23 protein-coding genes and 1 pseudogene are annotated in these 20,885 nt (G+C 44.2%); 8 read left to right on the top strand and 16 right to left on the bottom strand.

The genetic code is table 11. The annotated features are described in order from the left end of the window. Positions 1 to 323 precede the first annotated feature (323 nt). On the top strand, positions 324 to 1,409 hold the full coding sequence (locus OGY10_RS18590) for an FUSC family protein (RefSeq protein ID WP_286502908.1): 1,086 nt from the start codon (positions 324 to 326) through the stop codon (positions 1,407 to 1,409). Between the two features lie 585 nt (positions 1,410 to 1,994). Here OGY10_RS18590 and OGY10_RS18585 read toward each other — a convergent pair. The 8 genes from OGY10_RS18585 to OGY10_RS18550 form a co-directional block, all read right to left on the bottom strand. Beyond that, complete coding sequence (locus OGY10_RS18585; RefSeq protein WP_286502907.1) at positions 1,995 to 2,804, bottom strand: class I SAM-dependent methyltransferase; 810 nt, start codon at positions 2,802 to 2,804, stop codon at positions 1,995 to 1,997. Positions 2,805 to 3,104: 300 nt separating this feature from the next. Then, entirely contained in the window at positions 3,105 to 3,293 is a 189-nt protein-coding gene (locus OGY10_RS18580) for a hypothetical protein (protein ID WP_286502906.1), read from the bottom strand. 902 nt (positions 3,294 to 4,195) lie between these two features. Continuing rightward, positions 4,196 to 4,810: a hypothetical protein gene (locus tag OGY10_RS18575; RefSeq protein ID WP_286502905.1), complete on the bottom strand. Its 615-nt coding sequence runs from the start codon at positions 4,808 to 4,810 to the stop codon at positions 4,196 to 4,198. Next, positions 4,807 to 5,166, bottom strand: a complete 360-nt coding sequence (locus OGY10_RS18570; protein ID WP_286502904.1) for a RusA family crossover junction endodeoxyribonuclease — start codon at positions 5,164 to 5,166, stop codon at positions 4,807 to 4,809. Before OGY10_RS18570 ends, OGY10_RS18575 begins: the two co-directional genes overlap by 4 nt. After that, positions 5,159 to 6,670, bottom strand: coding sequence for a DNA cytosine methyltransferase (locus OGY10_RS18565; protein WP_502873681.1), 1,512 nt, complete (start codon positions 6,668 to 6,670; stop codon positions 5,159 to 5,161). The genes OGY10_RS18570 and OGY10_RS18565 overlap by 8 nt, the downstream gene beginning before the upstream one ends. Next, positions 6,667 to 6,969 (bottom strand): Ref family recombination enhancement nuclease, encoded by a 303-nt coding sequence (locus OGY10_RS18560; RefSeq protein ID WP_153687063.1) that lies wholly within the window; start codon positions 6,967 to 6,969, stop codon positions 6,667 to 6,669. Before OGY10_RS18560 ends, OGY10_RS18565 begins: the two co-directional genes overlap by 4 nt. Positions 6,970 to 7,117: 148 nt before the next feature. Beyond that, positions 7,118 to 7,297 (bottom strand): hypothetical protein, encoded by a 180-nt coding sequence (locus tag OGY10_RS18555; protein WP_048214404.1) that lies wholly within the window; start codon positions 7,295 to 7,297, stop codon positions 7,118 to 7,120. A 132-nt stretch (positions 7,298 to 7,429) separates the two neighbouring features. Beyond that, positions 7,430 to 7,666: a DinI family protein gene (locus OGY10_RS18550; RefSeq protein WP_286577166.1), complete on the bottom strand. Its 237-nt coding sequence runs from the start codon at positions 7,664 to 7,666 to the stop codon at positions 7,430 to 7,432. A 467-nt stretch (positions 7,667 to 8,133) separates the two neighbouring features. On the opposite strand from OGY10_RS18550, the gene OGY10_RS18545 reads away from it, so the two are divergent. Next, positions 8,134 to 11,298, top strand: a complete 3,165-nt coding sequence (locus tag OGY10_RS18545) for a metallophosphoesterase (protein ID WP_279265056.1) — start codon at positions 8,134 to 8,136, stop codon at positions 11,296 to 11,298. A 337-nt stretch (positions 11,299 to 11,635) separates the two neighbouring features. Here OGY10_RS18545 and OGY10_RS18540 read toward each other — a convergent pair. The 7 genes and pseudogenes from OGY10_RS18540 to OGY10_RS18510 all read right to left on the bottom strand — a co-directional run. Next, positions 11,636 to 11,891: pseudogene (locus OGY10_RS18540) on the bottom strand (antiterminator Q family protein); the annotation flags it as partial. A 247-nt stretch (positions 11,892 to 12,138) separates the two neighbouring features. Next, entirely contained in the window at positions 12,139 to 12,291 is a 153-nt protein-coding gene (locus tag OGY10_RS18535; RefSeq protein WP_181219937.1) for a hypothetical protein, read from the bottom strand. Beyond that, complete coding sequence (locus tag OGY10_RS18530; RefSeq protein WP_286577162.1) at positions 12,288 to 12,950, bottom strand: DUF1627 domain-containing protein; 663 nt, start codon at positions 12,948 to 12,950, stop codon at positions 12,288 to 12,290. The genes OGY10_RS18535 and OGY10_RS18530 overlap by 4 nt, the downstream gene beginning before the upstream one ends. A gap of 21 nt (positions 12,951 to 12,971) precedes the next feature. Next, positions 12,972 to 13,979, bottom strand: coding sequence for a phage replication protein O (locus OGY10_RS18525; RefSeq protein ID WP_286577160.1), 1,008 nt, complete (start codon positions 13,977 to 13,979; stop codon positions 12,972 to 12,974). Then, on the bottom strand, positions 13,976 to 14,218 hold the full coding sequence (locus tag OGY10_RS18520; protein ID WP_153687056.1) for a DUF4222 domain-containing protein: 243 nt from the start codon (positions 14,216 to 14,218) through the stop codon (positions 13,976 to 13,978). Before OGY10_RS18520 ends, OGY10_RS18525 begins: the two co-directional genes overlap by 4 nt. A 12-nt stretch (positions 14,219 to 14,230) precedes the next feature. After that, the gene (locus OGY10_RS18515; RefSeq protein ID WP_286577159.1) at positions 14,231 to 14,707 is read right to left on the bottom strand and encodes a toxin YdaT family protein; all 477 of its coding nucleotides are present in this window, start codon (positions 14,705 to 14,707) and stop codon (positions 14,231 to 14,233) included. Then, entirely contained in the window at positions 14,707 to 14,946 is a 240-nt protein-coding gene (locus OGY10_RS18510) for a Cro/CI family transcriptional regulator (protein ID WP_286577157.1), read from the bottom strand. The genes OGY10_RS18515 and OGY10_RS18510 overlap by 1 nt, the downstream gene beginning before the upstream one ends. Positions 14,947 to 15,024: 78 nt before the next feature. Here OGY10_RS18510 and OGY10_RS18505 point away from each other — a divergent pair, with 78 nt between their 5' ends. Continuing rightward, the gene (locus OGY10_RS18505; protein WP_137346199.1) at positions 15,025 to 15,432 is read left to right on the top strand and encodes a helix-turn-helix domain-containing protein; all 408 of its coding nucleotides are present in this window, start codon (positions 15,025 to 15,027) and stop codon (positions 15,430 to 15,432) included. A gap of 258 nt (positions 15,433 to 15,690) precedes the next feature. Here OGY10_RS18505 and OGY10_RS18500 read toward each other — a convergent pair whose 3' ends face one another. After that, positions 15,691 to 16,161: a hypothetical protein gene (locus OGY10_RS18500; protein ID WP_286502894.1), complete on the bottom strand. Its 471-nt coding sequence runs from the start codon at positions 16,159 to 16,161 to the stop codon at positions 15,691 to 15,693. 331 nt (positions 16,162 to 16,492) lie between these two features. Here OGY10_RS18500 and OGY10_RS18495 point away from each other — a divergent pair, with 331 nt between their 5' ends. From OGY10_RS18495 to OGY10_RS18475, 5 genes are all read left to right on the top strand, one after another. Next, positions 16,493 to 16,687 carry a hypothetical protein gene (locus OGY10_RS18495; RefSeq protein ID WP_286577154.1) on the top strand — a complete coding sequence of 65 codons (195 nt, stop codon included), beginning with the start codon at positions 16,493 to 16,495 and terminating at the stop codon, positions 16,685 to 16,687. Further along, on the top strand, positions 16,680 to 16,865 hold the full coding sequence (locus tag OGY10_RS18490) for a hypothetical protein (protein WP_044711810.1): 186 nt from the start codon (positions 16,680 to 16,682) through the stop codon (positions 16,863 to 16,865). Before OGY10_RS18495 ends, OGY10_RS18490 begins: the two co-directional genes overlap by 8 nt. Positions 16,866 to 17,162: 297 nt before the next feature. Then, on the top strand, positions 17,163 to 19,067 hold the full coding sequence (locus OGY10_RS18485) for a RecE-related exodeoxyribonuclease (RefSeq protein ID WP_286577153.1): 1,905 nt from the start codon (positions 17,163 to 17,165) through the stop codon (positions 19,065 to 19,067). Between the two features lie 283 nt (positions 19,068 to 19,350). Further along, positions 19,351 to 19,566 carry an excisionase family protein gene (xisR, locus tag OGY10_RS18480; RefSeq protein WP_032943036.1) on the top strand — a complete coding sequence of 72 codons (216 nt, stop codon included), beginning with the start codon at positions 19,351 to 19,353 and terminating at the stop codon, positions 19,564 to 19,566. After that, a complete protein-coding gene (locus OGY10_RS18475; RefSeq protein WP_286577174.1) occupies positions 19,566 to 20,852 on the top strand; it encodes a site-specific integrase in 1,287 nt (428 codons plus the stop codon). The genes xisR and OGY10_RS18475 overlap by 1 nt, the downstream gene beginning before the upstream one ends. Positions 20,853 to 20,885 lie beyond the last annotated feature (33 nt).

The raw sequence follows: 20,885 nt of genomic DNA, 5'->3' as shown, positions 1-20,885 counted from the left end.
AAGAAGGTACTTCATCTGAATCATGCTAACCATTTTCTGGAAACCACACAACAATTTAATAATGATTAAAGTCAACAAGTTAAATTTATGTCAGATTATCATTCAATCTGTTCTCTGCACTTATACTCATAATGATAATCCCAAAGATAGAATGAGTATTACAGAATGCTCCCATCTTAATCACTCAATTAGCAACTAATTAACAACAGTAAGCCTGAATAGCACGCAGCGGTTTTATAATTTAAAAAAGTAAGACTAGCTGTTTTTTTCAGTGTATACCTGAATATTCTTTATCGTTTGCTCTTAGTTAAAGACTTTAAACAATGAAAAAGAACATTTTTTCCGTTAAACGGAACAAACCGATAAGTCCATTAGAACTAAAGATCTACCGCAACTACCGTATAGTGCATGGGATACGAATTGCTGTAGCGTTCGTTATTACGTTCTTATTGATAAGAATGTTGAATTTGCCAGACCACTCGTGGCCCCTGATTACACTCGTAGTCGTCATGGGACCTGTAAGCTACATGGGTAACGTTATCCCCAGAGCACTTGAGCGAATGGCAGGAACTGTAGGTGGTGCGATTCTGGGGATCATTGCATTACACATTGAAATGTACTCTCTTACTCTGATGATGCTCTGGTGTGGATGCGCTGCTTTCCTTTGCGGCTATCTGGCCATGAGTAAACGCCCGTATGCTGCATTACTTGTTGGGATAACGCTTGCCGTAGTCAGCAGTGCTCCTGCCGGGGACTTACAGACAGCATTATGGCGAAGCACCAATATTATTTTGGGATGTATTCTGGCTATGCTGTTTACCAGTATTTATCCCCAAAGAGCATTCATTAACTGGCGTATCCAACTTGCTGACTTTCTTGCTGATTACTTAAAAATTACTTCAGCCGGGGTCTCACGAAACGTTCTGAATCAGCCCAGAATGACCGGGCTTCAAACACGTGCGTTAACTAATGTCGTCAAAATGCGCGGTCTGATTACACCAGTGAATAAGGAAACAAATATTGCAAAGAGTCTGCTCGAGGATATTCAGTCAATAACCCGAGATATGATAGCAGCCCAAAAATTTCAGATTAATGCCCACTGGGCATCGCGCGGTAGCCGGTTTCTGATATTGAACTCGCATACACTTTCCGACATGGAACAAATGACTCGCAACACTCTCAGTACGCTGGCTCATGCACTGCATGAAGGTAACCCGTCTCCAATAGCATCAAACAGCGAACGTCTTAATGAAATCACACAAGAGTTGCATTGCCTTTTACTCGCAAATGAAAGTGATGAGGTAATGGAAAGTGCCGTTCATGGATATGTCTGGTTAAGTATCCAGCTTGCAATCCAGCTTGAAGCACTATCAACCTTGATAACGAAAGCTCTGACAGAAAATAAATGATTTTATTGTTAATTATGTAACGTCAGCCCGAAAATGAAAGGCACCGAAAAATGTCGGTATCCAGAACGCTAAGAGTCCGGGTTACCATAATCCAATGCCATTCAGAACAACAACCAGGGAAACAATAATTAGTGCAATGCCTATCGATAGGCTGAGCCCGATCACGGTATTTCTGAAAGGCATTTTCATAACGCTATCTCTCCACCACGATGATAACAGTATGACTGGTTTAAGTTCAGTTGTGGTGTCGGGTATCTCCCGGTGGTCCTTTGGCTGACAAACCATGCCCCGTAAGCGCTAAGCATGTCATTCACTGGCACTGTTTACTGTCAGTTTCACCCATCCGCTTGGGGAGGACTCATCACAACCACTTCAAAACAAGAGCTTTTACTGGATACTCTATAACTTTAGAAATAATGAGAAAAGCCTGCAAACAAATAGCACTATTATTCTGAAAGTGGCAGGCTTCACGGGCTGAATTTATCAAACAGCACGTAGCGGATGATTCCTGTGAGCCTGAATGATAAAGGCCTCCGAATGGAGGCCTCAAAGTGAATGTGATTAATATTGGCGATTCTAACGGACTTAGGCTTTTCTTGCGACAGCCAGCAGATGCGACGAAATACCCTGCAATTCAGGAAATTCCTCAGTTAAGCGTAGATACTTCAGCAAAAGGGCCTTTTTGTCCTCCACCTGCATTATCTCATCCGTGTCAATGATGCTGGCAAACCCCTCTACAGCGAACAGTCTGATATCCTGAAACCCTGTTTGCTGAAGCTCTTGCATAATTAATGACGGGGTATGAAAAAAAGAAGTAGTGAAATAATTTGGGGTGTCATAAGGGTTTTCATGGTTTCCCGTCAGCAGATCGGTTTCCACTATACGTTGAAACACCGGGTCATTTATAAACTGGTATTTATATCCATCCACCAGCGATGCTGACCTCGATATATATGTAAAAATAGCTACGCCGCCGGGTTTCAGAACACGAAGGCATTCCTCAATGCATTGCATCCTGTCAACGCTTTCCTGCAGGTGATACAGAGCCCCCATAAGCATCACCATATCAAAAGTGTTACCATCCCATGGTAGTTTTCGCGCATCGCCGCAGGTGTACGATTGCAACTTGAAAGCACTTTGTTGTCCGCGCTGTCTGGCCTGCTCAATATGTTTGCTGGAAAGGTCCAACAGATGTACATGATGCCCTTTCTCTGCCAGCCAGAATGAATAAAAACCATTTGCGCCGGCGATATCAGCGATAAGCATAGGGGAAGGCGTTAAAAATCGCTTAATAATCTCCTGAGAGCGGATAAACTCCAGCTGATTTACTTTGAAGCGGTTTGCCTCGTCGAAGTTACTCTCATAGAAGTCGTAGACGCTTTCATTGTTTTCCATAACCAACTACCTCCCAGGGGAAAGACCATAATAATCTGCTGTTTGGGTTCTTTGATCTTTGATTTAGTTGTTTTTTAAGTCATCACCATTAACACACTACAGCACTTTCTACAAGTACCCTGGGTTTCGCGATTCATTGCATCCCATAAGCACTGCCCCCCCGTCAGGACACCACCAGCCAGCCCAGTACCGAAAATCGGATCGGACATTTAACCCCTCTCTTAATTGCTGTGAGTCCTCTCAGGAATGAGGGGAATAAAAAAGGCCGCCAGTTGGCAGCCTCGAAGTGAGTTAAGTTGTTTACATTGGCGGAGAGAGAGGACCTTCTAACACCTCTGCTTCACCGTTATGGCAAATGTCATCGCCTCTGGTCAGATGCCAGACACCTGTGATTGTTTTACCCGTATCCAGATCATCAACAGTGTCATTCGTGTAGTACGCCACCTGTACAATGCCAACATGCTGAATCCAGTAATAGCCCTCTTTCATATGCGTGTCCATCCCGCCCTAGTTACAAAGCAGTATATGCCTTCAACTTTGCAGTTGGCGTTAGAAATTCTACATGTTGAATTAAGCAGCAACTTTGTGGCATCAGCTTTTAGAGCATTACATTCAAAACTACAAAAGGCATTTTACTCACCTTATTGCTGTGAGTCCTCTCAGAATGAGCGAAAAAAAATAGCCACGCTTGGTTGAGAGGCCTGGTTATCTTGTGGGCCATTGCGGATCGACGATATGACAGGGGTACTGGTGCTATGCACCTCGCGAATACCCCTGTCGTATCGCCGGAAAGCAAAAACCCCGCGTCGGCGGGGTTCTCGTTATGTTCAAATTGTTCGCTTTTCGTCGCTGCCATCGTGGCGCAGCTCTGCCAAGCATGAATTAATTATTCACTTTGTTGGCCCGTTTTCAAACGTTTTTACGTCATAAAGCACTTATAACTAATTCTCACTGACATTTTGTACAAATATCACTCAACAAATGAGCTATTCGTTACAAAACGATCGCTTTGAACGATCGATAAATGAAAATCGATCTGCAATACCAATTTTAATTGTGTGGTTATCGCACGTAGACTCAGGGCCAAACCTAATAAATGGAATTATCATGAGCCTTTATCACTATTTGGCCATATATATCGCGGGCTTCATCGTAATGTTTGCTTTGTTAGTTCGTGGGGATAGATTACACGGCCTCGAATTTGACCTGGCTGATACGGTGATAACATCCATTATGTGGCCCTTCTACTCCGTTGCTATTATCTGTATTAAGATTTATGAGCGGTTTAAACAGAATCGTCAGTAATAGCCAGTTACCCCAGCTACTGACCGGGGTTTTTGTTTCGAATTACAGACTCATTAGTCTCCCGGTCAGCTCCTCTTTTGGTATGACTAACCATCCTCTAACCCAGCTCTCATCTGGTTACGAACCGCAAGGAATGTTTTTGCTCTGAATATTTCCAGGCACCATCGCACACGCTTTCTCGCCTCCCCGTCGGTTAACCATGGCGCAATCGCCTGCAGCTCCCGGGTTATGTCTGAGATTTTTTTTCGGGTGGTGTAATACTGAAGACCAACAACATAAACCGGATCGTTAATATCCAGCGCCTGCAATACGCATTGTTCAACAAAATCGACATCATCATTATGCAGAGCTTCATCAATTACACTGGCAGGTGACTGCGGCCAGAGAATACTGTGCGCCCTGTTCATTGCCTGCTGTCCACGGAATCCCTCCTCTCTAGCCTGATTTAACGCAACGGTGAATCGTTCGAGTGCTTTATCTGACCAGTTCCGTCCCTTAAGCACATTCCAGCACGCATGGCCCCGCGGCATGCGGGGTGCAGTATTTCCTCCTACACCTTCGCCCCATGTAGTGAGCAGGGATTTAATCCATCCGGACTGAATCCCCGTCAGGAGAATACATTTACCCAGCCAGCTTTTACGCGGCGCAGCTGCTGCTTTTTCAAATGCTGACTGCTGTAGTCTTCGTTGGCGTGGCGTCATGCTTTTAGCTCCTCAATAATAATTCTCCCTGTTTCACCCCATAATTTTGATACCCATGCATCCCATATATGAGCATCATTTTCGTAAATAGCGTCCATCAGGACTTTCATCATGTTGTCGAAATCAGGTTTTATCTGGTGTGGTTTACCGTTGAAATCAGCCCGTTTCTTTTTGCTCCAGCTCGCTGGCATCGGAAGGATGAAGGTGACATGCGAGCCACTTTCCGGTAACTCAATACCCTGCAGACGAACTTCATCACAGAAAGCCCGGTAACGCAGAACCTCTGGGCGCTTTTTCCATTTGTCAGCGCGCGTCATTCTGGGCTTACCGACGGGTGTAATTGGATATTCAGGCATTAAGAGCCTCCTTGATTCTTTTACCGAGCCAGCACATAACCGGTACAGCCATACTGTTGCCGATCGCTTTGTAGCGCGGACCATCTTTCGCCAGTCGGTAGGCTTCTTCTGCAGTTATTTTTGGGTTGTGATGGCGCACGTAAGCATATTCATCAGCAGTGATCTGCTTACGCTTATCACGGGGGATTAAAGTGTGGTTATCGGGGAAGCCCTGCAGACGCTCGCACTCAACTGGTGTCAGGCGACGAACGGCCATGTTTTTCATTACTGAAGGGGATAAATTCGATCCGCTACTGGCGGCGGTCAGAGTTGGGGATTGCTCTTCTGCCCATCCAATACCCCCGGCTTTTGCGCCCTGTCCAGCTTTGAAGGCATAAGCAACAGCATTTTCCTGTCCGTGATTTCGTCCAAGGGTGTGAGCAAAATTAAAGTTTGTGTCTGGGTCTTGTGTGCCGTGAATAGCATAGGTATCCAAATCTTCAGTCATGCTGTCATTTGGTTTGGCCAGCAATGTCCTGCTGGTATCTGAATAGGTAACAGTAAGATCGGTTGCGTCTTTATGGTCCCGCGCTTTTACTGTGGATGCAGTTCCATCATCCACATATTCACAAAATGAGCGCATGCGATACGCAGCTGCTGGAATGTAATGCCCAACAGCTGCGGATTCAGGCTTGCCACCTGCACCACCAATAAATGAATGAGCTGTAAGCGCACCAACAACCTGCATATAACCACCAGCGGCCATATCTACATCTTGTGACCAGCCACCTGAATTAGCGCGAGCTTTAAGAGTTCCGGCAACTTCTTGCCCCTCACCTCTGCGCGGCGGAGTATTCCGGCGCAAGCCTTCGGACTCAAAAAGTATTTTTGCGGGATCGATATCCCCTCGAGCGCTTGCGATAACAAACACACGGCGACGTCGTTGGGCCACTCCGAAAAATTGAGCGTCGAGCACTCGCCAGCAGACAGACCTTTCTGGTCCCAGCACATAACCAGCGTTTGTCCATTTTTTCCCTGGTGATTCCAGTTCACTGCTTTCACCGGCAAGCCCTGCAAGAAAACATCCGAAAGCGTTATCTCTGCTGCTGAATACTCCGGGTACGTTTTCCCAGACGACAATGACGGGAGGTTTTCCCTGTTCTCTTCGTTTTTCATCTATTGCGTTTACCAGTTCTACAAAGGCGAGAGTTAATTGACCGCGGGAATCAGTCAGACCATTACGAAGACCAGCGATGCTGAATGCCTGGCACGGTGTGCCACCTACCAGAACATCTGGTGCATGGATTTCTCCGCGCCGTATTGCTGCGGCGATTTTTGTCATATCACCGAGGTTTTTTACGTGCGGCCAGCGATACGCCAGAACAGCAGATGGGAAATCTGGACCGTTTTTATAATTGTGTTCAGGATCGAACTGAGAGAACCATGACGGTCGCCAACCCAAAACCTCCCACGCTATACTTGCAGCCTCAATTCCACTACATACTGAGCCATAAGTAATACTCACGCGGATTCCCCCAGTTCGTAGAGAACCTGCACCAGCAGCTCTGTTTCAGTACCGTAATTGTTTTCCCAGGCCTGGCGACCAGCATGAATGGCTATACCGTATCCGCCCTGGCGATGATGGATTGGGCAAAGAGGAATAACTTTGAAATTGTCAGCGCGCTGGCCAATTCCATGACCAGTTCGGATGTGATGTATCTCTGCTGGGGTTTCACCCAGTTTCAGGTTTTTGCAGACAATACAGCCCAGCCCGGCTACGCGGGAAAGATGAGTTTTTTCGGCTTTAGTCTTTGATCTGCTCATGCTGCACCACCAGCACAAACAGCGACACTGCTCACGAAGGAACGGTGTGAATGGGGTAATTCAGTTTTATGCGCCATCGCGTTTTCCCGGTTGGCGCAGTGTTACTCAGCGGGCTGTTCAGACCCGTGTTTGAGTATAACCCAACTTATCAGGCATCTGAAACAGGAAGACCAGCTTTCTTTCTTGCTTCATCCAGCGCCCGCAACGACGTAACAAATTCATCTTTGCGCAGCGCGAACCCCCTTTCTGCCCTGCCCTTTACGATATAAATCAGAACCGGGCCAGTATGCTCCGGCAGTCCGGGAATTAAATCATCCGGAATTTGCATGAGATGCCCCTTGCGGTGATATCCACACCGTTAAGCCAACGGAAATTGCTTCTTAGCAGTATCGCGGCGCGCAACGAGAAATTTAGCGATCAGGAGTAACAAATGGCGGCCAAGGCCACCTGCGAGGGATGATCAGTTAAAAAGCCATTCATCCTCACTTTCCCACGTTTCCTGCAAAATTTCTTCAATACGTTTTTTATCGCTCTTTTCGCCTCCGAAGGCACTTAGTCCACCAGATCCGGTTCGACGTATCGTTAATTTACAGTCTGAATAGTCCTGGCTGATTCGACGAAAAAGTTCCTTTTCAATCGCTGGCACAGCTCCTTTGGGAGGCTCCTTAGTGCGATCAATTGTAATTTCAACTTTCATGATTCCCTCCGCCTTGAGATACTGTACATTCATACAGTATACCTATTAAACCTCACATTCAAGTGGTTAATAGCACTTTTAGCCAAAGCTATGCCGCTGTATAAAATAAGTTTTTCCGAATGTTCGGCATTTACTAAATTAGAGAAGAAAAAATTTACAGACAAGAAAAAACCCGGCGTAGCGGGTAATCGTGGTTTTTTGAACGGGGAATATCGAAACTTAAATGAGTCCAGATTGCTAGCAAAAAAATCTTAACCTATCAATCTTTAACCAAAATTTCATACCCCCCCAAACCACAAGCAAAGCTTAAGATCAACATAAAAATCATTCAAACATTACGGTTCATGATATTAATCACGTTTTTTAGGGAATTCACTTGTAAATGGTAAGCAAATATAATAACTAACATATGACTTTTTAATTTTTGGCATATAATTTCCTACCGAGCATTAGCATTAAGGATGGTAATGAAAAATATACTACACATCTCTGATTTACATTTATCAGTGAGTAAGAACTTCGGTTTTCATGAAACCCAAGCAAAAAAAGTTGTCAATTATATTCTTGAAGATCTTGAATCTCTTAAAAAAGAAACAGAATTTAATATTGATACAATTTTTTTTACTGGTGACATATCTTATTCAGGCCGCCAGGAAGAATATCAATCCTTCCATGAGGTATTTTTTACCCCTTTACTTACAGGGTTAGGGTTAAGTCCGGAAAATGTCTTCATGGTTCCAGGTAACCATGACATGAATCGTTCCGCTATAAAAATAACCGAAAAACCATTACGAAATAGTATTTCTAATGAACAGTTATCAGAGATCTTTAATAGTTTAGATAAAGAACAAGAAGTGTGGTCAAGATCTGAAGAATATAACAAATATACGACATCCATATTTAATAAAAAAAATCTAGAACACGATGGGTCGCTATGCAAGGTTTATAAAGTAAGTAACAAATTGTTCGTGATGTGCATAAACAGCGCTTGGTTAGCGCAGGATGATTCAGATCACTCAAATTTAAGAATCACCGATAGTCAGTTAAAAATACTTGACAGAGTTAAATTCCCTCAAGATGCAAAAATTATAGGTCTGGTCCACCATCCCTTAGATTGGCTTGAGGATTCAGATCGAAACATATTTTCAACTTTCATTGAAAAAAAGATATCAATGCTGTGTTATGGTCATATGCATGATTTCCAGCAAAAACAAGAAAATAACTTTAATGAAGGCATTACGCTCTTTTTACAGGCTGGAACACTTGATACTAGAGAATTTCAAAGCGGCTACTCTATAATTCTTTTTAATAACACAAATAGTGTTGATGACGGTCGGATCATTTACCGTAAATTTGATCAAAAACTTGAAACCTATGTACCCTGGACTGAAAGAGGGAATGGTGGGGAGTTTAATTATTCCACTAACACCATGATTAATTTTGATGTATCTAAATTTGCATCACTATCGTCAAAAATGTTAAATGACGTTGACACTGATTTATTAATTAATATTGGAATAGCTAACGAGAAAAAAAAGAAACTAAGAACTTTATTCACCGAACCTAACTATGTCGAAGATGATTCAGTTCCTTTAAGTAAAATTAAAGTCAATACTACAACAGACATCATTAATAATAACAATAACATTATTATTTTTGGTGCACATAGTTCAGGAAAAACCTCACTATTAAAATACATGTTCATTAAGGGACTTGAAAAACAAGCATACAAAATCATAGATTCTATTCATTTTTATGTGGACTGTATAAAAGACGATTTAAGCAACCCGCACAAAATATCTAAGACACTATGCAATTCATACTTTTCCGCAGAGCTATCCACAAGCTTTGAGGATAAGATAAAATCCATGATTAATAACGGCAATTGTACAATATTTATTGATAACATTGACTATTTGAGGAAGGATAAATTAAAACCATTACTAGATTACATTAAGGAAAATAATTCATGTCGCTATATTCTTTCTTGCGATAAAAATAATAATACAGAAATAATCACCAATATACTAAAACAAGGGCATGATAACTTCAAAACAATTTCAATTGGTTCCTTAAGAAGATGTAATGTTCGAGATATCGTATCAAGATGGGAGTTTGCCATACAGTATGCAGGGGAAAACAAACTTTACAATGAAATAACTAAGACAATAAACAACTCACAACTCCCACATAATTATTTCATATATTCAATGCTATTAGCAATATTTGAAGTAGATCCTGACATCAAAGGGATTTTAAGTGAATCTGATATCATTGAGAATTTCATAGAAATTCTATTAAAGAAACACATAATGACAACACCGTCAGACAAACCACAATACAAAGAGTTGCTACATTTTCTTGGGTATTTTGGAAAACATTGTTTTGATAATGAAAAAACGTTTTTCTCTAACAATGAAGTCTTAGAACTCGCAATTCATTTTAACAAAAAAACACTTTCTAATTATAACGTACAAGATTTTATCGACCCATTGGTACAAAGTGGAATTTTAAGTTTACATAAAAATGAAGTCACTTTTTCGCAGCCGTCTTTCATGTACTATGCAATATCCTATTTCATGAAGCATGATGAAGAATTAAAAAACAAAATATTAAGCCCAGATAATTATTTATTGTTGGATAAAGTTGTAGAGTACTATGCTTCTCAAAATGCATCAAGCCTTGAACTCTTAAACATTTTACAAGAAAGGACGAAATTAATTATTGATGAAATGGCCTCAACCATTAAAGAGGATAAAAATACTGACGTTAGTAATTTAGATATAAATTCCATGGAACGTATCTCAATATTAGATTTAATTTCTTCCAGGGAAGATGTTGAAACTTACGTTGAAAAACTGAAGTCAGATAAAGTTGCTAATGATAATCACCTTGATGAGGTAGCACCTTTAAACTCAGAGGACCAAAATTGCGAAATTAACATAGAGGAACAAGATGATAAAGTAGGATTACCAAATCTTTTACTCCAAAATTTATCTTTATATTCGAGGGTCTTTAGAAACACAGAGTTAACAATGGACCCTGAAAAAACAATTGATATATTCAATGACATTACAGATGGATATATGTTTTATATGAAATCATTCATCTTAATGATGGATGAATCTTATGTCATTCCATATATCCTACCTGCTTTAGAAAAGAAGATGGCTGAAGATAATCTTTCAGAAAAAGAAAAGAAGAAAGTTATCGAATTGTTTAAAACAGTGTTATCTTTAGTCCGTTCTGCAATGCCAAATAATATACAAATGGTTATGACTGATGTTATCTCATCAAAAAAACCAAGAATAGAAAATATTATTAAAGCAACAAGAGAAAATACCACAGATGAAGTAAAAAATGCCATTCTCGGTTATGTATTGATGGATATAAAAGATGAAAATATTTTGCCTTTAGTTAACGAATTGTCTAAAATAAAAAATAATATCGTACAGGAGTCTTTATTCTTCAAAATAAATCATGCAATCATTAGTAACTATGATTTGCCAAGAAAGGACATTGAAAGCCTGAAAGGCACATTGAAAAAAATCGCAATCGATAAGAAGATGACCAATATGCCAACAATTAGTAGTGCAATGTCTGCCATCAATGATGACGGTATAATTAAATAAAAATAATATCTCTCATCATTTTGTCCAATTTGATGAGAGATAGTTTTTCCGCGAAACGTTATTACTCTCATTGATTGTTTTTTTCATGTGGAACTTTGTTTTCCTCCTATTAGGAACAATAAGCTCCTTCGAAAGCAACAAATGCATTTCCATTAATTTATTGAAGTTAGTAAACTGATTCATAATTTCCTCCCATCTAATTAATTGCCCTAATTGTGTATATCAGTATAGTCAACTATAGAATCAATGCAAATTCCCATTTTTTCGCCCAATGATGTAACCAGATATATAGCCTAGAATCAAACTCATATCTTACGAATTCTACCCTCTGAACATTTTTTGCCATTGCTCGAAGCGATTGGCTAAACACAAAGTGGGCTATAACAAGCTCATATCCTTCAGGTCTATAGTGGCGTAGCTGCGCATCACAACCAACAATCTCAATACCTTCCTCATCATTGCACTGCTGGCGCTTTTTTCCCATGTGGAAGCAAACCTTTAAATCCTGCAGCAATTGGTTGCCAATCCTCACCGCATCTATCAGCCGCAGCCCAGGCCCCCCAACAATCCATCACTTCATACATAACACGCATCAAATATCTCCTTACGCCAGAACGCCAACTACAGGTTAAGCGCTGGCGGCATGTTTACGTTTACTGCGCTGGCTCTGGCTGTAATTATGCACCCGGTTCGATATCGCTCAAGCATCTGGTCTGTCGCTGTGCAACCGAACTCAGAGCAGGTGTCGATGCCGCCACCATGAGCGCAGTGGTGCACGATTCCTTTGCGAATTTTGGCAACTAATTCAATTCATTGCGACGCCAGCCTCTTTTCTGCCTGTTAACGGCTACCGGCCGGGCCATTCAAATTCACACGGTAATGGTCATACGGGCATTTCAATCCGCCCCATACCCACCCCATATGATTGGGTTTCAGTGCGTATTCAGGCATGTTCCCGCACTCCGGACAGCGTGGTAATTCGCTCTGTTTCATTGCGCCAGCTCCTGCATCAGCGCGCCATGTTTGCGAATGCTGCGAACGGCTTCACGAAGTTTTTCCAGGTTGGCCAGCTTCACTTTTGTGCGGCGAATTTCATTTGAAATACCGCGTACCGTAGGGATCAGCAGATCATCAGGACGGCTCACGAACGAGGGAATTTCCTCGACAATTTCAGTGACAGATTTTTCTGGTACTGGGGAAGTTGATGTCTCGAGTACCTGGGTAGCTGAGCTTTTGTTTTTCACTGACGCCATGGCCGGCACCGAATAAACAAACTTGCTGCCCACTTTTTCGCGGATGATCCGCCCTTTTGTCATGTGGTGGGTCAGCATTGGCGCCACACGTTTTGACTCAATACCTGCCAGTGTTGCCAGCTCAAGGGATGTCTGTGGTCCATGTTCCGCCAGTAATGCGATGACGTCGCTGACTGATACACTTGCCGGTGTTTTGCTGACAGAACTGGCCGCCGTGGGCTGTGACTTAACTTCCCCGGTAGCAACTTTCCAGTACCCGTTAACCTGAATAACCTCGTTACGTTCTTCCTGCTCACGCAGCATCCCGATCACCGCCGCAGGCTCAATTTTCATGCGCGCCGCAATTTCACGGGCAGTCGCTTTTTCCATCGCTTTCAGTACGTCTAAAATGGTTTCCATAAAATTCTCCAGGTTAATTTTTTAGCCTCTGAAACCTTCAGGGATAGCGTTATCTGGGGCTGAAATGGCGTTAACATCCCGTGGTTGTGTGTTACCGCCAAGGCGGATAATTAATTCGTCCCATTTTTCCCGCAGCTTTGACGGACTCAGGACGTTGCGACACCAGAACGGGTCACGCTGCACGCGTTTGAATAAATCGCAAATCTGGCGATGGGTGCGCCCGTCTATGCAGCGCATCAGGCGTATTTCGTTTGCCCAGGCATTCCAGTTAGGGTCTTTTGGGCGTGACAGTTCGCCGTCTGTCTCGGCGGCCTTCTCGTAGAGTTTTTTGATGCGGGAAAAAATCCATTCAGCGCACTGATGATCTTCTGGTGTGCCCCATTTGCCTTTTTGCTGTTCAGAAGATGATTTTTTTTCTTCGCCTTCGGATAAATCGACTTCCGGGGACGCTGTTCCCGGACAAGAAGAGATCTGTATGTATTTATCTGTTTTAAGATCTGTATAGAGAATAGATTCGGCTTGAGAGCCGTTTCCAGGATTCGGCTTATGAGCCGTTTCCATTCGGCTTAAGAGCCGTTTGGGTTCGGCTTGAGAGCCGTTTCCATTCGGCTTAAGAGCCGAATCCAGAGCTGGCGGGAATATCAGGGCAATTAATGCCTCTTCATTGATGCGATAATGCATCTTTGGCGTACCGTTTACCTTGCGTTTCTTCTCTTCGATAACACCAGGCAAATACTGGCTGATTATTTTGCTCATTGCCTTGCGGATGACGTCCTCACTGGAGGCTCGAACTTCCGCAGCAATTACCGCATGCTCTTTGTAAAACCAGCCATTTTCGAGGTGGGATTTACCTGACCAGAACACCAGTTGATTCAGGATAGCCGCGAGTAAATGCTGCTGACGGTCACCCGCGAAAAAATCCAGGTAGGGACAAGGGATCGTGATGCTGTTCCCCTGACCGGACATCGACTGGACAATCTCAAAAATTCTACTCACACAAAACTCCGTACCTGCTGTGCGCTCTGTCATGACTGCACCTTCCTGAACTTGAGTTCAAACTCTCTCCGGCCTATCTCGCAAAGGTCCTGATAACCTTCGTATCGGTACATAACCCGAAGATGGGAAACTCTCATTACCGTCACCATGCGTCCGCGTTCGTTGCGGTATTTCATCCCCGGAATCAGTTCAGCGCTGCGATCGACTGTCTCCGCCGGTACTCTGTGCTTCATCGCTTTTTTCATGCGGTCTACTAATTCCTGGGCAAGCATGGGAGCCTCCTGTTACACCACGTGCGGGCTGATATGTTTAAACTGGATGCTGACGCCGGGAATGAGATCGGCCAGCGCCTGAATTGCCTCTGCCGTTTCTTTGCGGATTACCTGCACTGGCTTACCAGTCAGCACCGCGCTGGTCGCCTCTATGCACTCGCGGTTCGCAATGGCCACCAGGTTATGTAAGTCATGCTGACCAGCCAGCTCTGCATCCATCGCAGCTCTGATTGCTGGAGCCAGCGCAGCTGCCTGACCACGATAGTTCGGCGTGTCATTTCGAAATGCCCGCTGGATGATCTGCGTGTTGTTATGCAGACGGCGCGCAAACTCTGACGGGTCGACGATATCCGCCAGGCTAACCAGCAAATCACCGTAGTGATGCGCTGTAATTAGCGGGACTATCTTTTTCCAGCCCCCTTTTCTGCCATCTTTCATCGCCCACTCTTCCAGCTCGATAGCCAGCAATTTAATCTCGTTGATTTTCATCAATCAGATTCCTTCTTGGTTGTGCAGGTATTCTGTTTTCCAAGGCGTTTGGCTTGGCGGTAACGGTCATAAACGTCTTTGTCGTAATGGAGAGCGCCATTTGAGGCATCTGCGAGACGCTGAGCACAGCGCTCGGGAACAAGTTCTTTCCACTGACTGACAGCGGAAGGATCGACACCAGCAATAGCCGCAATACGGGAGCGGGTTCCAAAGTGTTTAATTGCTGCGGACTTCAACATTCTCACCTCCAATCATGAGTTTTCTCAATGATAGTCACGCAAGGAAACTCAGGTCAAGAGATATTAAGATAACTAAATATGAGTGAGATGACGTTAGGCCAAAGAATTCGACAGAGACGCAAGCAGATCGGCTTGAGCCAAAACAAGCTGAGCAAAGCTGCGGGGGTTTCTGATTCCTCAATTTCGCTGTGGGAAAGTGACACTACTGCCCCACGTGGCGAGAACCTGCACAAGCTAGCAGAAATTCTGCAATGCTCACCTACATGGATCTTATTCGGAGATGAGGACAAGTCTCCTGAACCACCTCTACCGCCAGGAACTCAATCGCAAATGACTGAAGAAGAGCTTGAGTTGTTGCAACTTTACCGCTCTCTTCCTGAATCGGAGCAGCAGGCTCAGATTCAGAGCCTTCGGGCACGCGTGGATAATTTCAATAGGTTATTTAACGAGCTGCTTGAGGCGAGGAAACGCACCAACCAATCGTAGTTCAGGTCTCCCATTGATTTAGAAAATAATTTCTCTTCATTTTCATAATGTTGAGATTCTTTTCGCCCTTTTTCATGAGTTTTCTCAATATTTTTATTGACCAATCACAATGAGAAAACTAAATTAACGTCATCAAGTAACCTCACGCAGTGATTACTCAGAATCAAAATGTTCCGCTTACCCTGGCGATACAGGGCCAGAAACAAAAAAGCGCCCTACTGGACGCTTAGCTCTTTAACAATCTGGATATCTTTAACGTTAATAGCTGACCATTGGAGCTGAATCTGTATCAAATACATTCTTACAGGAAGGACATCTGCTTTGATTAAAACTCGCATACATACTCACCTGCAATGGCTGCAGTATCGATATTTTCTTAGTAGCAAAACAATGTGGGCAAAGATGCACAATTATTTCAGTATCACCCACAATCTGCTTTTTCGAATACACCAAAGAACCAGAGTCAAGCTTGCTAAGAACATAACCTTCAGTCTGGCTTTTAAAGTCTTCGTACTCTGCAATTTTTGCTTTGAGAAGTACTGCTTCTTCATCACGCAAGCGGATCGCGTCGCCAAGCGAAAAACATTCCGCCTGAAGCGTAATTAGTTTGCTCTGGAGTTCGATAGTTGCCGCTTTAACTTCAGCATCCGTTTTCGCATCATTGATGACTTTAGCGAGACCAGCAGTCTCCTTTATCGCGGCCATAGCAGCCGATAGTTCAGCGATCACTTTGAATACTCATATTATTGTTGGGGATATCCAGATTAACCGAATCCTTGTTGTTGGGGAATAGCAGGATCCACCGCGCCTGATGTGGTTAAAAGCAGGCTAAAGCAATAACAAGTAGAACCCTGTTCTGGCGGCCCGGTGTTTTCCCGTATGTATCCGGTCACCGCCAGCTTTTTCAGGGAACAACGTGCAAACGCACTCCTTCACTTACCAGTTATGGGTGACAGGTGTGAAACAGGCGGAGTGCGCTTGCAGATGTGATTAATTGCTGTGTGTGCCGCGTGGTCTTTGCCCATCCCCCACGATGGGCACCTTTTTTACCGGAGGGTTTATGAAAAATTCACAGCCAGTTATACCGGACGGGGATCCCGATATGGAAAGCTCAGTAAGTAATTTTATTCATCAGTTAACCGTTCCTGCATTTCGCGACCGCCTTACAGCTGAACTTGAGGCACTGTACGAACAACAGAAGGCAGCTCTCGATCACACAGAATCTTTACTCAGGATGGTGCGTGCCAATGGTTAAATTTACCAGCGAAGATATTGCCCAACGTACAGCTGAAGCTGAATATAAAAAGGCTGTGGCTGATATAACTGGAGTTCAGAAATACAAAGATGAAGCGGTGCTGGATATGTGCTTCATCAAAGTAATGACCAAAATAGTTAACGACCAGAGGGTTAATATTAGCGAGTTTCTACGCTGACCTTTTATTTACCCCCTTCGATAACTTCAAGCAATTAAGATATTTTTCATTTATGCCTTAACTGGCAGGGCTAACTACATCCATCAATGATGGCCCTGTCATAATCAGCCATGCAGGGAGGGTAAGTGACACTTGAGTGCTGTCCGTATTGTAAAAAATGGAGTTCTGTTGACTCCATGTATAAATCAACAAAAAGAATTTATAAGAAAATAGTGACTGCTTATTTCTGTAGCCTTGAGCATGCTATTTCCTACAAACAAATTCATGAACCGCGGTGCTGCAATTTAAGCAGAAGCAATGCACGCCATTCACATAAATATTATTGAGGTTATTATGACAACTGGATTAAAAAAGTTTGGCGGGAGATTCGAACCGAAAAAAAGCGCACTTGAAAAAGATAGTACGCTTCCAGTTTATGTTGCTTTTAAACAAGCCAAGAATAAAACAATAGCAAAGACCTTACTGCATGCGGATTTTATACAGTTCGCACCAAATTATGCTGATGATTATTTTGCTCCCAAGGTATGGGAAGCAGAGGAAGGAATGTTCTGCACTGTTGAAGGGCAGTTCTATACCGACCTCTTCGCCGGTGACATTATCTGGAATGCTGAAAAAGGCAAACCAGAGCGCGTTATGGTTGAACCAGAGCTTGCTGGCGAAAATGAACAACTTAATGCTGGCGCGCCGGAAGAGCAAATGAAGCCGGTGAAAGAACTTGATGTGCTGGCCCGTTCATACTGCCTCGCGGTGTTTGGTGCCATTGATGAAATCACCCCTTCTCAGTATGGTCAGTTAATCGACATGCTGAATGATGATGAATTTAACTCTTTACATGAACAGGCGGAGGCTATCGCCAAAGAATCCCGCGTTCTTGCCCTGCTTCCTGAGAAACAGACCGAATGCCTGGCCTGGGTACGTCAGAAGGCCCGCAACAATGCGAAATGGCCAGACTATAAAAACCTGTTTACCAAATGGCTGGACACACCAGCGGATAAACGTGAGCCAGTAAAACTTAAAGCTGGCGAACCTGAAACCGGAGACGAGACTCACACCGAATCTGGCTGCACGCTCGGCGGCGGTAACGTAACCGATCGTCTCCTTCCACATACGCTGGCAACCCTGCGCCGCGAGGTCTGCATTGGTATTCTGGGTATTGCTATGGATTTCGATATCTACGAGCTGCCACATGCCGTTCATGATCGCGCAAAAAAAATGGAAGAAACCGGTACTGATGAGCGATTTACCGCGTGGTGGAAACAGTTACGCCGCACGCCCGGTATTCTGGATTTTTCCCGCGCAGCTATTATTGCCCTCATTAAATCCTCTCCGGAGGATATCTACCGCGATCCGGTAAAACTGCGCGAATACATCAATAAAAACCTTACTGAGTCAGATCACGCCAATCCGGGTCCACTGATTGTTGATATCGCCTGCGGCCGTACATCCGCCCCCCTGCCGCAAAAAAATAATGAGGTGGTCCTCAATGATCAATCCGAACAGACGTTACCGAACGAAACTGAAATACCAGCAGTCTGCCCGTCTCGCGCTGCGGAACTCGACAGGGAACTGGATGCAGCATTTGCTAATAGCGCCTCAAATGAGGGCGAAAAAACGGAAGTGACTGAACAGGAAGATGACCAGCCACTTCTGGATGATCATGAAATTGAGATTGCCCACGCTCTGAATGACCTGCTTTCCGGACGTACTGACATTATGGGCAAAGAAGAAGCAGAAGGCGTTGTGGCATGCACTGGTCATATTATCGCTGACGTTCTTCCTCTGCTAATCATCGATATCGCCACCACTGAATTTTGTCTGTCGCCCAATTTCAGCGATGAAGAAGTTCATGATGTCGCAACGACAATTCTTGATGGCTGGTCTGATGATGCTGCCTCGCGTCAGAAGATCGCCCTCGATGCGATAGTGGAATATCGCCGACCAGAGCCACCAAAACCCATAGTGATGGATCCACCAGCTGTCACCGCCAAACCGAAGAAAGAACCAGAACTGACTGTTTCCGCACCAGGTAGCAATTTCACCAATGGAGAACCGTTTACCACCCTGAGCTATCGCCAGCAACTGACGCTCGCAGCTCTACAAGGGATGTGTGCAAACCCGGCATACCGCGGCGATTTTGACGAATTGCCGCACATGGCCGCAGCCTTGGCCGCTGGGGTTATAAGTGGGGAGGCGGAGCAGTGACAGAGAGCTTAAACGGCGATGAAGCCCTGATTCGCTCTCTGCACGTCTGTGATGATGGATGTGACTGGACAGCCTGGCATGTATGGCGAATGGGAGGACGCAGGCGGATCAGTGAGCATGTTTTTAGTCTGCCGCCAGCGCGCAGGCTCGTTATACCACCGAGCATCAAGCCGAAGAAAAAACGTCGCCAAAAACGAAAGGCAAAACCAACTACTGATTTTTGATTATCAATATTCGCCAGCTGCAGCACGTACTGTAGTGGCTGGCGACATCGGAGATATGTATGTCGCAACTCATTTTCAGCGAAGAGTGGATGGTTGAAGCGCGACTAACAGAAAAGACCGGCTTGTCGGAAAGACAAATTAAAAGTTATCGGTTGAATTTGTGGATCGAAGGCGTGCATTTCAAACATCTGACAGCTCTCGGGGAAACTGACAATTCTAAAGGTCTGCTTTGGTACAACTATCCAAAGATTAACCAATTAGTACAGGATGCATGATGGACTTTCCAACCGGCGTTGAGCTGCATAATGGAAAAATACGGATCATATTTACCTATCGCGGCAAACGTTGCCGCGAAGTCCTTCGCGGCTGGACGGTGAACAGCAGCAACATCAAAAAAGCTGGAAATCTTCGTGCGCTCATAACAAGTGAAATACAGCTCGGTAAGTTCGACTATGCGGAACGTTTCCCGGAATCCAAAGCACTTAAGAAGTTCATCACAACCAAAAAAATCACCACGTTTAAAGAACTGAGTGATTTTTTTACAGACACCAAAGCCTTAGAGGTATCTGGTGCAACACTGCTATCGCTTACTTCGGTCGTAAATACGTTACTGCGTGTAATCGGAGAAAATACCCGTCTGGTAGATATTGAGCATGCCGACATTTTGCATTACCGAAAGGAGTTATTGATCGGGACAATTATTAACCCGGCAATGCCGAATCTGGCCAGGCAGGGCCGCGCGCCCTCAACAGTCAATAAACAGATGGCAGTTTTATCAGAAATGCTTAAGCTCGCAAACCGAAGCCAGTTTATATTGCATGCTCCTTATGAAGGAGTGTCGCGACTCAAGTTATCTAAAAATGATCCCGACCCACTTTTACTTCATGAGTACCAGGCACTGATAGCCGCCCTTCCCCGTAGCCAGGCATTAATCATCATTGTTGCCGTACATACGGGGATGAGGCCGGGCGAGATATGCGCCCTGGCATGGGAAGATATTGATTTGGTAAAAGGTGAAATCCACGTATCCAGAAGTTTGACGAATAAGCGAGTATTTGTGCCTCCTAAGACAGATGCCGGAATAAGGACGATAACGTTGCTTAGACCTGCTCTGGATGCACTGAAGGAACAATACGAAATCACCGGCGCTAATCCGAAGCAAGAAATTCGATTTCACCATCGGGAGATCGGAAAAACTGAGCAGCAATCTCTTCGCTTCGTTTTTTCACCGACAGCATATTCGTCAAAAAAAGGCAGTTACTTCTCCAAGAACTCGATTGCCTATGGCTGGAAGCGAGGCACTAAACTTGCAAATATCCGCGAAAGGAATCCTTATCAGTCACGGCATACCTACGCATGCTGGACGTTGATGGCCGGAGCGAACCCGTCATTCATAGCGAGTCAGATGGGACATGAAGATGCGCGCATGGTGTACGAGGTTTACTCCAAGTGGATTGGCGACATGAACCAGGATCAGGTCAACATGCTGAACAATCAGATGCCAACAGCACTGCCCCCAGGACGCCCCCACGGGCAGGGGAGCATGAGAAAAGTTATTTAATTTCATAGCGCTGCTTTCAATCCACATAATCAG

It is taken from the genome of Citrobacter sp. Cpo148 (genome assembly GCF_030332375.1).
Classification (GTDB): Bacteria; Pseudomonadota; Gammaproteobacteria; order Enterobacterales; family Enterobacteriaceae; genus Citrobacter; species Citrobacter portucalensis.
This window is presented reverse-complemented; position numbering and strand designations above follow the sequence as displayed.

Bases quoted from the DNA above. Each gene is read 5' to 3' on its own strand.
- OGY10_RS18530 (WP_286577162.1), bottom strand. From the start codon at position 12,950: ATGGAAACCATTTTAGACGTACTGAAAGCGATGGAAAAAGCGACTGCC.
- OGY10_RS18525 (WP_286577160.1), bottom strand. From the start codon at position 13,979: ATGACAGAGCGCACAGCAGGTACGGAGTTTTGTGTGAGTAGAATTTTT.
- OGY10_RS18590 (WP_286502908.1), top strand. From the start codon at position 324: ATGAAAAAGAACATTTTTTCCGTTAAACGGAACAAACCGATAAGTCCA.
- xisR (WP_032943036.1), top strand. From the start codon at position 19,351: ATGTCGCAACTCATTTTCAGCGAAGAGTGGATGGTTGAAGCGCGACTA.
- OGY10_RS18490 (WP_044711810.1), top strand. From the start codon at position 16,680: ATGGTTAAATTTACCAGCGAAGATATTGCCCAACGTACAGCTGAAGCT.
- OGY10_RS18575 (WP_286502905.1), bottom strand. From the start codon at position 4,810: ATGACGCCACGCCAACGAAGACTACAGCAGTCAGCATTTGAAAAAGCA.
- OGY10_RS18515 (WP_286577159.1), bottom strand. From the start codon at position 14,707: ATGAAAATCAACGAGATTAAATTGCTGGCTATCGAGCTGGAAGAGTGG.
- OGY10_RS18535 (WP_181219937.1), bottom strand. From the start codon at position 12,291: ATGAAACAGAGCGAATTACCACGCTGTCCGGAGTGCGGGAACATGCCT.
- OGY10_RS18545 (WP_279265056.1), top strand. From the start codon at position 8,134: ATGAAAAATATACTACACATCTCTGATTTACATTTATCAGTGAGTAAG.
- OGY10_RS18505 (WP_137346199.1), top strand. From the start codon at position 15,025: ATGAGTGAGATGACGTTAGGCCAAAGAATTCGACAGAGACGCAAGCAG.
- OGY10_RS18475 (WP_286577174.1), top strand. From the start codon at position 19,566: ATGGACTTTCCAACCGGCGTTGAGCTGCATAATGGAAAAATACGGATC.
- OGY10_RS18580 (WP_286502906.1), bottom strand. From the start codon at position 3,293: ATGAAAGAGGGCTATTACTGGATTCAGCATGTTGGCATTGTACAGGTG.
- OGY10_RS18495 (WP_286577154.1), top strand. From the start codon at position 16,493: ATGAAAAATTCACAGCCAGTTATACCGGACGGGGATCCCGATATGGAA.
- OGY10_RS18550 (WP_286577166.1), bottom strand. From the start codon at position 7,666: ATGAAAGTTGAAATTACAATTGATCGCACTAAGGAGCCTCCCAAAGGA.
- OGY10_RS18520 (WP_153687056.1), bottom strand. From the start codon at position 14,218: ATGCTTGCCCAGGAATTAGTAGACCGCATGAAAAAAGCGATGAAGCAC.
- OGY10_RS18485 (WP_286577153.1), top strand. From the start codon at position 17,163: ATGCACGCCATTCACATAAATATTATTGAGGTTATTATGACAACTGGA.
- OGY10_RS18570 (WP_286502904.1), bottom strand. From the start codon at position 5,166: ATGCCTGAATATCCAATTACACCCGTCGGTAAGCCCAGAATGACGCGC.
- OGY10_RS18585 (WP_286502907.1), bottom strand. From the start codon at position 2,804: ATGGAAAACAATGAAAGCGTCTACGACTTCTATGAGAGTAACTTCGAC.
- OGY10_RS18555 (WP_048214404.1), bottom strand. From the start codon at position 7,297: ATGCAAATTCCGGATGATTTAATTCCCGGACTGCCGGAGCATACTGGC.
- OGY10_RS18510 (WP_286577157.1), bottom strand. From the start codon at position 14,946: ATGTTGAAGTCCGCAGCAATTAAACACTTTGGAACCCGCTCCCGTATT.
- OGY10_RS18560 (WP_153687063.1), bottom strand. From the start codon at position 6,969: ATGAGCAGATCAAAGACTAAAGCCGAAAAAACTCATCTTTCCCGCGTA.